Origin of the sequence: Pseudomonas palmensis, assembly GCF_017848315.1 — a bacterium.
Lineage (GTDB): Bacteria > Pseudomonadota > Gammaproteobacteria > Pseudomonadales > Pseudomonadaceae > Aquipseudomonas > Aquipseudomonas palmensis.
This window is the reverse complement of the sequence record NZ_JAFKEC010000026.1, coordinates 1-11,277: the sequence shown is the minus strand read 5'-3', so window position 1 is coordinate 11,277 and position 11,277 is coordinate 1. Positions and strand designations below refer to the sequence as shown.

Here is an 11,277-nt window from a genome sequence, read left to right as displayed (position 1 = left end):
CAGTTTTAGTGCCGGGGGCGGCTACAATGCCGGTTCTCAAGGAGCCTGCATGTCCCGACTACTCAGCGACTGGCGCGACCGCCCGACCCACCACAGGGTCTGGGCGCTGGCCGCGCCGATGATTCTTTCCAACATTTCCGTGCCCATGGTGGCGCTGGTGGACAGCGCCGTGATCGGCCACCTGCCCCACGCGCACCAGCTCGGCGCCGTGGCGGTGGGCGCCAGCCTGTATACCTTCCTGGCGTTTCTGATGGGCTTCCTGCGCATGGGCTCCACCGGCTTTGCCGCCCAGGCGGCCGGACGCGCCGACGGCGCCGCGCTGCGCCAGGTGCTGGTGCAGGGGCTGCTGCTGGCGTTGCTGTTCGCCGTGCTGCTGGGGGCACTGGCGATTCCCTTCAGCCACCTGGCACTGGGCCTGATGCAACCGAGTGCCGCACTGCAGGAAAACACCCTGGCGTTCTTCCACACGCGCTTGCTCGGCCTGCCGGCAGCGCTGGCCAGCTTTGCCCTGGTGGGGTGGTTTCTGGGTACGCAGAACGCCCGTGCCCCGCTGGCGATCCTGCTGACCACCAACCTGCTCAACATCGTGCTCAACCTGTGGTTCGTGCTGGGGCTGGACTGGGGTGTGCTGGGCTCGGCGCGGGCGTCGGTGATCGCCGAATGGTCGGCCACGCTGCTCGGCCTGGCGCTCACGCGCCCGGCCCTGCGCGCCTACCCCGGGCAGGTGGCCTGGGCGCTGCTCAGGCGCTGGCAGAGCTGGCGCCCGCTGCTGAGCGTGAACCGCGACATCTTCATTCGCAGCCTGGCGTTGCAGGGGGTGTTCTTCCTGATCACCGTGCAGGGTGCGCGCCTGGGCGAGGCGACGGTGGCGGCCAATGCGCTGCTGCTCAACGGCCTGCTGCTGACCGCGTATGCACTGGACGGCCTGGCGCATGCGGTGGAGGCACTGTGCGGGCATGCGATCGGCGCCGGGGACCGCGGCGCATTGCGCCGTTCGATGACGGTGGCGTGTGGCTGGTCGTTGATCGTCAGCCTGGGGTTTGCCGGGGTTTTCCTGCTGGGCGGGCACTGGTTCATCCAGTTGCAGACGGATATCCCCAGCGTGCGCGAGACGGCGTTCGAGTACCTGCCATACCTGGCGCTGCTGCCACTGGTGGCGGTGTGGAGCTACCTGCTCGACGGGTTGTTCATCGGCGCGACAAGGGCACGGGAGATGCGCAACGGCATGCTGCTGAGCGTGGCGATAGCACTGCCGTTCGCCTATGCGGCCAGCGGGCTGGGCAACCACGGGCTGTGGCTGGGCTTTCTGCTGTTCATGGGGCTGCGGGCGGTGACGCTGGGGGTGATGGGGTGGCGGTTGCAGCGTAGGGATGGGTGGTTTGTGGCGTGAATGACGGCCTCTTCGCCGGCAAGGCCGGCTCCTACAGGGTATTGCATGAACCTGTAGGAGCCGGCCTTGCCGGCGAAAGCGGTCAGGAGGACAGGTAGGACGAGCGGGTCAGCCCAAGGCGCAAGGCATCCAGGAACTGGGTACGCTCACGCGCCGTGATCTTCGCGCTGGCGCATTTGTCGCGGTAGTGGGTCATCAGCTCTTCGGGCGACAGGTGCACGTAGCGCAGCATGTCCTCGATGGTGTCGTGGGTCTCGATGCCGGCGTGGTACACGCTGCCGTTGGGGTTCTGGTAGATGTTCACCGAGTCGGTGTCACCGAACAGGTTGTGCATGTCCCCGAGGATTTCCTGGTACGCGCCCACCAGGAAGATCCCCAACAGGTAGTCCTCGCCCTCGTTGATGGCGTGTACCGGCAGGCTGGTCTCGATGCTCTGCTCGTCGACGTACTGGTTGATCTTGCCGTCCGAGTCGCAGGTCAGGTCCTGCAGCACCGCACGGCGCAGCGGCTCTTCGCCCAGGCGATGCAGCGGCAGGATCGGCAACACCTGGCCGATGGCCCAGGTGTCGGGCAGGCTCTGGAACACCGAGAAGTTGCAGATGTACTTGTCGGCCAGCTTGTCGTTGAGTTCGTCCAGCACCTGGCGGTGCGAGCGCTGGCGTGCCTTGAGCGAGTTGTGCAACCGGCGGCACACGGCAAAGTAGCACTGCTCGGCCAGGGCCTTCTGCGCGAGGGTGATCTTGCCGTCGGCGTATTGCGCGGCCACGTCGCTCATGTAGTGGGTGGCACGCCAGTAGGTCTCGGTGACCATCTCGATGTCGGTCGGGCCCAGCAGGTCGGCCAGCCACTGCACGGTTTCGGGCAGGCTCTGCTTGTCCTCGATCTCGGGTACTTCGTCGTTGTGCTTCTCGACGTCGGTTACCTGCACCACCAGCATCGCGTGGTGCGCGGTCAGCGCGCGGCCGCTCTCGGAGAAGATGTGCGGGTGCGGCAGGCCCTGCGCGTCGCAGAACTCCTTGAGCATGCCCACCACCACGCCGGCGTAGTCGTCCATGTCGTAGTTGATCGAGCTGGCATTGCGCGAGTGGGTGCCGTCGTAGTCCACGCCCAGGCCGCCACCCACGTCGATGTGGTCCACTGGCAGGCCCAGCGCACGCAGCTCGCCGTAGTAGCGGATGGCTTCCTTGAAGCCGTGCTGGTAGTCCGCCAGGTTGGCGATCTGCGAGCCCATGTGAAAGTGCAGCAGGCGAATGCCCTGGTCCAGGCCGGCATCGCGAAAGCGCTGCACTACCGAAATCAGCTGCGCAGCCGACAGGCCGAACTTGGACTTCTCGCCGCCGGTATCGGCCCACTTGCTCGAAGCCAGCGACGACAGGCGCACGCGCAGGCCGACCTGCGGCTTGACCTTGAGGTCGGCGGCTTCCTCGATCACCAGTGCCACTTCGGATTCTTTCTCGATCACGATGAACACGTTGTGACCCAGTTTCTGCCCCATCAGCGCCAGGCGGATGAACTCGCGGTCCTTGTAGCCGTTGCAGACGATGGTGCCGCCCTTGGGCGCCAGCGCCAGCACCGCCAGCAGCTCGGGCTTGGAGCCGGCCTCAAGGCCGATGGACACGTTCTGCGTGGCGATGATGTTCTCCACCACCGCTTCCTGCTGGTTGACCTTGATCGGGTACAGCGCGGTGTACTGGCTCTGGTACTCCAGGCGCGCGATGTTGGCGTCGAATGCGCCGGTCAGCTGGCGCACGCGGTGTTGCAGGATGTCGGGGAAACGTACCAGCAGCGGCAGCGACAGGCCGCTCTGGCGCAGCTCGTCGACCTGCTCGTACAGGTCGATCGGCGCACTGTCCGGCCCGTTGGGGCGTACTTCGACGCGCCCGGCCTCGTTGATCGCGAAGTAACCCGCGCCCCAATGGCGAATGCCGTAAACACTGCGGCTGTCGGCCACGGTCCATTGGCTGCCATCGTCTTTGCGTGTGCGTCGTACGGACATCGAAGTCCCCTATAAAGAAAGTCGTGAACACCGGCCAGGGCGTGCTGGCCAGTGTAGAAAATGAAGATGACGATTCTCCCTGTTCAGGCATAGACCCCTGCCCAGGGAACGAGTTTAGAAGTGCTGCAGGAAAAACCTCGCAGCGGCCATCAGCCGCCGGACTTTTTCGCCTTGAAGCCTTGCTTGATCAGCTCGGCCAGCAACAACTCGACGTGGTCGCCCTGGATCTCGATGACGCCGTCTTTCAACGCGCCGCCCGTACCACAACGCCGCTTGAGCGTGGTGGCCAGTTCCTTGAGTTGATCCAGGGGGAGCGGTACGCCACTGATGGTGGTCACCGTCTTGCCGCCACGGCCTTTGCTTTCACGACGCACACGGGCAATGCCGTCGCCTTCGGGGATGAGTGTCTGCTTGCAGATGCAGGCATCGACGGGTTTGCTGCAGTCCGGGCAATGCCGGCCTGCATCGGTGGAGAACACCAGGCCACCGAGGGCGGCGAATGATGCGGCTTTCTTGGCCACTTTTGATCCTCTGCGTTGAGGACAAAAACTGGTCGATGCCCCGGGGCGAGGTACCGACCGCGAAGCCCCACTCTGGCAGGGGCAGCGCACCTGCCGCGGCAAGCCGTGGCAGGGTGAAAAGGCCGCGCAGTGTAACCACAATTGCGCCGAATGCTAAGTGCAAAACTGCGCCATTTTGCTTGGCTTTCGCGACGTCAGCCGCGCCGCGCCACGAAACGGTTCAGCGCCGCCAGCGAGTCGGGGCAGTAGGGAGTGCTCAGGCTGTCGTCCAGGGCTGCCTGCAAGGGCATGAAGCGGGCCTGGCTGACTTCCTCGGGCTGCAGGCGCAAAGGCCCGTCCCAGACCGCCGAGAACACCGCGCACCAGAGCCGGTTGCCAGGCTGGTCGAAGAAGAAGCGCTCGTGGAAGCTCAGCGACACGCCGCTCACCCCCAGCTCCTCGGCCAGCTCGCGCGCGGCGCAGCGCTCGTAGCTTTCGTGCTCGTCGACCATGCCGCCGGCGGCCACATCCCAGTAGCCGGGGTAGATCGCCTTGCTCAGGGTACGCTGGTGCACGCACAGCTCGCCGGCACTGTTGAACAGCAGGATGTAGGTGCCCCGCCCGATCAGCCCCTGCTCGCGCAGCTCGGCCCGCGGCCTGGCGCCGAGCAGGTTGTCCTGCTCGTCGACCCAGGCGATGCGCTCGGCATCCGAGGCGGCGCGGTGCGCCGCCTCGCTCTGGCTGAACAGCATCAGCCCTGGGACAGCAGCTGGCGCAGGTCGATCACTGCGGCGTTGGCGCGGGAAATGTAGTTGGCCATCACCAGCGAGTGGTTGGCCCACATGCCGAAGCCGCTGCCGTTGAGTACCATCGGGCTCCACAGCGGCTCCTGCGAGGCTTCCAGCTCACGGATGATCTGGCGCACGCTGACGGTGGCGTTCTTCTTGGCCAGCACGTCGGCGAAGTCGACCTCGATGGCGCGCAGCAGGTGCGACAGCGCCCAGGCCTGGCCACGGGCTTCATAGAACACGTTGTCGATCTGCAGCCACGGCGTCTCGACCACTTCCTCGTCCAGCTGCGGCACCTGGCCCGGCACCACCGATTCGGTCTTGAGGGTGGTGTTGAGCTTGACTCGGCCCACGCTGGCCGACAGGCGCTGGGACAGCGAGCCCAGGCGCGTGGCCACGTCGCCCAGCCAGTTGTTGAGGTTGTCGGCACGGGTGTAGAACAGCGCGCCCTGCTGGTCTGGCGAAGCCAGGCGCTTCTGGTAGCGGTTCAGCGAATTGATGCCTTCCTGGTACTCCGACTCGCTCGACGGCAGGATCCAGCTCTTGTTGTCGAAGTTGAAGCGCGGCTCGGCCTTGGCAAGGTCGGCGTCTTCGGCCGACTGCGACTGCGAACGGGCGAAGTCCTTGCGCAGGGCACGGCTGAGGTCACGTACCTGCACCAGCACGCCATATTCCCAGCTGGGCATGTTGTCCATCCACAGGCCCGGCGGGAAGCGGTCGTTGGAGATGTAGCCGCCTGGCTTGTCGAGCAGGGTGGCAACCACGGTCTTGAGGGTTTCGACAGTGGTGTAGCCGACGACCATCTGCTGGCCGTTGCGCTCGGCGGCGGCCTGGGCGTTCTGCTGCACCGGGAACAGGTCGGGCTCCTGGCTCCAGTACCAGCCCAGGGCGATGGTCACCAGCAGGTACAGACCGATCAGGGTGCCCAGCGCCCGGCTGAACAACAGCCCGCCGAAGTAGCTGCGGGTGCCCGAGCCACGGGCGTCCACCCGCTCGCGTGCCTCGGCTTTGCCTGTACGGTTTTTCCAGTCCAGCATGGCGTTGTCCTTTCTGTCAGGTCGTGTCCAGGGTTCGACCGCGCGGCCCCCGCTTCGTGCCCACGCCGGCCAGCATTGTGTGCCAGCGTGCGCGGCCGGGGCGCCAGCCAAGCCTGCACTATAAATCAAGCGCGCCGCTTCGCATAAGTGACTAACGGGTCAGGAACGGAATTTAGCGCCACCCCAGTTAATTGATGCAGCACACTCGATTGCCGGAAAAGTGGTGCTAGCATAGAGCCATCACTCGAATTGCCTCACCCCTTACAAGTAGTCAGGACATGACCGAGCCAGAAGACCCGAATCGTGCGCGCCTCAAGCAACACTTTGCCCAGCGGGTCATTCACCAGGCCCGGCAAATTCTCGAGATCTGGCAGCGCCTGCAGCGCAGCGAGTGGACCAGTTGCGACCTGAGCGAGCTGGGCGAGGCCAACCTGCGCCTGCAGCGCTACGCCGAACGCTTCGAGCAGCCCGAGCACAGCCTGCTGGCCGATGCCATCGGCCAGACCCTGGCGGCGGTGGAGGCCAACAGCGCGCGCCTGAGCAGCAGCCTGATCAACGAACTCAACCGCCTGATGCAGCGCCTGTCGCGTACCGGGTTGCGCCAGGGCGACCAGCTCGAGCGCACCCCGCTGCCGCCGCTGCGCAAGCCCATCTACGTGATGCTGCAGGACCACGAGCGCGCCGAGCGCCTGGCCAAGCAGCTGGAGTTCTTCGGCCTGGGGGTCGAGCCGCTGTACAGCCCCGAGGCGTTCCAGGCCTCGATGGCCGAGCGCCTGCCGGCGGCGATCGTCATGGATGTCGACTTCGGCGGCCAGGGCCAGGGCCTGCAGCTGGCTGCCCAGGCCCAGCAGGGCCTGGAGCAGCGCGTACCGCTGCTGTTCTTCAGCCTGCACGAAACCGACACCCCCACCCGGCTTGCCGCGGTACGCGCCGGCGGCCAGGAATTTCTCACCGGTACCCTGGAGGCCTCCAGCCTGCTGGAAAAGGTCGAGCTGCTCACCAGCGTGACCCAGTACGAACCGTTCAAGGTGCTGGTGATCGACGACTCGCGTGCCCAGGCACTGCACACCGAGCGCCTGCTCAACAATGCCGGCATCGTCACCCGCACCCTCACCGATCCGATCCAGACCATGGCCGAGCTGGCCGACTTTCAGCCCGACCTGATCATCCTCGACATGTACATGCCCGCCTGCACCGGCACCGAGCTGGCCAAGGTGATCCGCCACAACGACCGCTATGTGAGCGTGCCGATCATCTACCTGTCGGCCGAGGACGACCTGGACAAGCAGCTCGATGCCATGAGCGAGGGTGGCGACGACTTCCTCACCAAGCCGATCCGTTCGCGCCACCTGATCACCACCGTGCGCAACCGTGCGGCCAGGGCGCGCAACCTCAAGGCGCGCATGGTGCGCGACAGCCTCACCGGGCTGTACAACCACACGCACATCCTGCAACTGCTCGAAGACTGCAGCTTCCGGGCGCGGCGCGAAGACCGCCCGCTGAGCTTTGCCATGCTCGACATCGACCACTTCAAGAAGGTCAACGACAGCCACGGCCACCCCATGGGCGACCGGGTGATCAAGAGCCTGGCGCTGTTTCTCAAGCAGCGCCTGCGCAAGACCGACTTCATCGGCCGTTATGGCGGCGAAGAGTTCGCCATCGTGATGCCCAACACCGACCTGCACGCGGCGCACAAGGTGCTGGACGAGATTCGCCGGCGCTTTGCCGAGATCCACTACCCGGCGCAGCCGCGTGACCTGTCGTGCACCTTCAGTGCCGGGGTGGTGCAACTGAGCGACGGGCTGGATGCGCTGAGCATGGCCACCGCAGCTGACGAGGCGCTGTACCTGGCCAAGGGTGCGGGGCGCAACTGCGTACAGCGGGTCGAGGCCTGAGCCTTTTCGCCAGCAACCCGGCCCCTGTAAGAGCCGGCGTTGCCGGCGACAGGGCCACCATATAGCCACTTTATTTCGCAACACCCCTGCCATCGTCATAACCACGTCATAAAAACGCAATAACTTCAGGCACTTGCCATCCCGCCGTTGGTAGAGCCCGCTCATGCGCCTGAAGTTGCTGACCAATCTGAACACCCTGCTGCTGGTAACCGTGTGCCTGGCCCTGGGGGCGACCCTGTGGTGGTCGCAACGTGCCCTGGAACAGCCCTACCTGTTGATGGAGCGTTACCTGGCGCTGTCCCAGCAGTTCCAGAACCAGGTGGCCCGCAACACCCAGGATTACCTGAACAGTGGCGATGCCCTGCGCCACGCCACCGCCCTGCAGAGCACCCAGGACCTGCAACAGGAACTGGCCCAGCTGCCCGATGAGCTGGCCGCGCAACTGCGCCCCAGCCTCGACACCCTGCAGGCATTCACCGCCAATGAGCTGCTGGCCGCCGGCAAGCTCGCCGGCGACCCCCAGGCCCTGTTGCTGCAGGCCGAACGCGAACTGGGCGCCAACCTCGAACAGCTCGCCCGCTACGCCCACGACAGCGGCCACCCCGAGGCGGCGCATTACCAATCGGCACTGCTGGAAGCCAGCCTGCACCTGGGCCGCCTGTCGCTGGCGCGTGACAAGCTGGTGAGCAGCGGGCGCAGCGAGCTGGCCGACGAGGTGGAGCGCGAACTGCAACTGATCATCACCCAGGCCAAAGCCCTCGACGCCCTGCCATTGCTGGGCGTGACCGCGGCGGTGGAATCCGGCGCCGACGACTTCGCCGCGATGATGGGCCTGCAGAGCGAGGCCACCACCAGCGCCGAAGACGTCGGCGTGGCCCTCAAGCGCGAGCTGGGCAGTTTGCTGGCGCGCTACCCGGCAGAACTGCAGCGCACCCGCGCGCAGATCGAGCGCCGTACCGAACTGGCCACCACCACCCAGGCGCGCATGGCCGCCGTGCAGCAGGCCATCGCCGACCTGGAACCGGGGGTGCGCGCGCAGCATGGGCAGATCCAGGGCGAAGTGCGGGTGATCCAGGGCCTGATGATCGGGTTGATCCTGCTGATCGCCCTGCTCATCGACACCTTGCAGCGGCGCCTGGCGCGGGTGCTGGGCAACCTGGCGCCGGCGCTCTCGCAGTGGGCCGGCGGCGACTTCAGCCAGGCCATTGCGCTGGGGCGCAGCAACCGCGAAATGCACGACATCCAGGACTCGCTCAACCGCCTGCGTGCCTACCTGGTGGACCTGGTGGGCACCATCCGCAGCAACGCCGAGCAGGTGGCCGGCAGCAGCCACGCCCTGGCCGGCATGAGCAGCGCGCTGCACGACGGCGCCGAGCGCCAGGCCGGCGACACCGCGCAGATCCGCGATGCGCTGGGCGAACTGGAGGCCACCATCACCCAGGTGGCCGGCGATGCCAGCCAGGCCGCCGACGCCAGCCGCCACGCGGGGCTGGCGGTGGAACAGGGCCAGGCGGTGATCGGCCAGAGCCTGAGCGGGCTGCGCCTGCTGGTGGACGAGGTGCAGGGCAATGCACAGATGATCGAGGGCCTGGCCCAGGAGTCGGCGACCATTGGCGGCGTGCTCACGGTGATCCGCTCGATTGCCGAACAGACCAACTTGCTGGCCCTGAATGCGGCCATCGAGGCGGCAAGGGCCGGCGAGATGGGCCGCGGCTTTGCCGTGGTGGCCGAGGAGGTGCGTTCGCTGGCCCAGCGCACCACCGGAGCCACCGGCGAAATCCAGACCCTGATCGCGCGCCTGCAGCAGGCGGCACGCGAATCGGTGGAAGGCATGCGCGCGCAACTGGAGCACGCCGAGGCCACTGCCCAGCAGGCGCAGTCGGCCGATGGAGCGCTGGACGAGATTGTCGCGGCGATCCAGACCATTGCGCAGACCGCCGTACGCATCGCCGACGTGACCGCGCAGCAGAGCGGTGCGGTGAGCGAGATTCGCGACCATAGCGAACGGATCCACGAACTGGGCGCGGACAACCTGGAGCGCATTGGCGAGGGGCGCGAGCAGGGTGAGCATCTGCTGCGCCTGGGCGGGGAGCTGAACACCGCCGTACAGGCGTTCCGGGTCTGATCCAGGGGACTCTCGCGGGTCAAGCCCGCTCCCACAGGTATGCATCCTGATTGAGCCAGATGCATTGTCTGTGGGAGCGGGCTTGACCCGCGATGGGTTCAACTCGATTGCTCCTGCTCAAACTCCGTTATCATTGCCCCCACGTTCCCCCCAGCGAGACCGCTCATGCGTCGCCTGCTTTGCCTCCTGCTTCTGGTCCTGGCCCTGCCCGCCATGGGCGCCGGGCTGCTCGACAACCGCCCCAGCGCCACACTCGGCGCACCGGGCCTGAACAACAGCGCCGACTTCCTGCCCGTGCGCGAAGCCTTCAAGCTCAACCTGATCCAGGGCGACGCCCAGGCCATCAAGCTGCGCTTCGTCACCACCGAGGGTTACTACCTCTATCGTCACCGCTTCCAGTTCCGTACCGAACCTGCCGACATCGCCCTGGGCACCGCGCAGCTACCTGCCGGCGAGGCCAAGCACGACGAGTACTTCGGCGACGTCGAGGTGTACCACGGCATCCTCGACATCGACCTGCCACGCACTGCCGACCAGCGCCCCTTCACCCTGGTGGTGAGCTATCAGGGCTGCGCCGACAAGGGCCTGTGCTACCCGCCAGAAACCGAGCGCCTGAGCATCGACGGCGTCGGCGCCGCATCCACCGCCGCCGCCCCGGCCAGCAGCAATGCCTGGAGCTGGAAGGAAATGCTGCTGTTCTTTCTTGCCGGCGTCGGCCTGACCTTCACCCCCTGCGTGCTGCCGATGCTGCCGATCCTTTCCGGGGTGGTGCTGCGTGGCCAGGTCGGCGGCGGTCGCGGCCTGGCCCTGTCGCTGGCCTACGTGCTGCCGATGGCCGCCTGCTTCGCCCTGCTCGGCGCGCTGATGGGCCTGTTCGGTGCCCAGCTCAATTTGCAGGCACGCCTGCAATCGGCCTGGGTGCTGGTGCCCTTCGCGGCATTCTTCGTGGTATTCGCCCTGGCCATGTTCGGCCTGTTCGAACTGAAGCTGCCGCAGTTCATCAGCAGCCGCCTGGACCGCGTGGCCGGGCAGACCAAGGGCGGCTCGCTGCTGGGCGCCGCCGTACTCGGGGTGGTTTCCAGCCTGCTGGTCTCGCCCTGCGTGTCGGCGCCACTGGCCGGTGCGCTGCTTTATATAAGCGCCAGCGGCGATGCGATCGGCGGGGCGCTGAAACTCTTCGCGCTGGGCCTGGGCATGGGCGCGCCGCTGCTGCTGGTGGCCACCGGCGGTGCGGCCTGGCTGCCCAAAAGCGGGCCGTGGCTGGTCACGGTGAAGAACGCCATCGGCGTGCTGCTGCTGGGCCTGGCCATCGGCCTGCTCAGCCGCGTGCTGCCCGGCCCGCTCACCCTGCTGCTGATCGGTCTGCTGGCAGCCGGCGTGGCGCTGTTCCTCGGCGCCCTGGAATTCGGCGTGAAGACCACCGGCCAGCGCCTGGCGCAGCTGCTCGGCCTGTTGCTGCTGGCCTACGCGCTGGCCTGCTGGTACGGCGCCTTCAGTGGCCAGGCCGACCCGCTGCGGCCACTCCCCGCCCCCGCCAGCACCCCCT

8 protein-coding genes are annotated in these 11,277 nt (G+C 66.7%); 4 read left to right on the top strand and 4 right to left on the bottom strand.

From position 1 onward, the window contains the following. Nucleotides 1–49 precede the first annotated feature (49 nt). Nucleotides 50–1,390 (top strand): MATE family efflux transporter, encoded by a 1,341-nt coding sequence (locus JZZ72_RS15150; protein ID WP_210014658.1) that lies wholly within the window; start codon nucleotides 50–52, stop codon nucleotides 1,388–1,390. Between the two features lie 82 nt (nucleotides 1,391–1,472). On the opposite strand, the gene speA is transcribed toward JZZ72_RS15150, so the two are convergent. The 4 genes from speA to JZZ72_RS15130 form a co-directional block, all read right to left on the bottom strand. Then, complete coding sequence (gene speA / locus JZZ72_RS15145; RefSeq protein WP_043860454.1) at nucleotides 1,473–3,386, bottom strand: arginine decarboxylase; 1,914 nt, start codon at nucleotides 3,384–3,386, stop codon at nucleotides 1,473–1,475. A gap of 149 nt (nucleotides 3,387–3,535) precedes the next feature. Next, entirely contained in the window at nucleotides 3,536–3,907 is a 372-nt protein-coding gene (locus tag JZZ72_RS15140; protein WP_043860455.1) for a translation initiation factor Sui1, read from the bottom strand. A 194-nt stretch (nucleotides 3,908–4,101) separates the two neighbouring features. Continuing rightward, nucleotides 4,102–4,638 carry an NUDIX hydrolase gene (locus JZZ72_RS15135; RefSeq protein WP_054916138.1) on the bottom strand — a complete coding sequence of 179 codons (537 nt, stop codon included), beginning with the start codon at nucleotides 4,636–4,638 and terminating at the stop codon, nucleotides 4,102–4,104. Continuing rightward, nucleotides 4,638–5,711: a DUF2333 family protein gene (locus JZZ72_RS15130; protein WP_043860457.1), complete on the bottom strand. Its 1,074-nt coding sequence runs from the start codon at nucleotides 5,709–5,711 to the stop codon at nucleotides 4,638–4,640. The genes JZZ72_RS15135 and JZZ72_RS15130 overlap by 1 nt, the downstream gene beginning before the upstream one ends. A 278-nt stretch (nucleotides 5,712–5,989) precedes the next feature. Between JZZ72_RS15130 and JZZ72_RS15125 the strand changes: the two genes are divergently transcribed. From JZZ72_RS15125 to dsbD, 3 genes are all read left to right on the top strand, one after another. Further along, nucleotides 5,990–7,606 (top strand): response regulator, encoded by a 1,617-nt coding sequence (locus JZZ72_RS15125; RefSeq protein WP_043860458.1) that lies wholly within the window; start codon nucleotides 5,990–5,992, stop codon nucleotides 7,604–7,606. Between the two features lie 163 nt (nucleotides 7,607–7,769). Next, nucleotides 7,770–9,731: a methyl-accepting chemotaxis protein gene (locus JZZ72_RS15120; RefSeq protein WP_054916139.1), complete on the top strand. Its 1,962-nt coding sequence runs from the start codon at nucleotides 7,770–7,772 to the stop codon at nucleotides 9,729–9,731. Nucleotides 9,732–9,896: 165 nt separating this feature from the next. Next, the coding region (dsbD, locus tag JZZ72_RS15115; protein WP_210014657.1) for a protein-disulfide reductase DsbD at nucleotides 9,897–11,277 on the top strand (1,381 nt) is incomplete at its 3' end.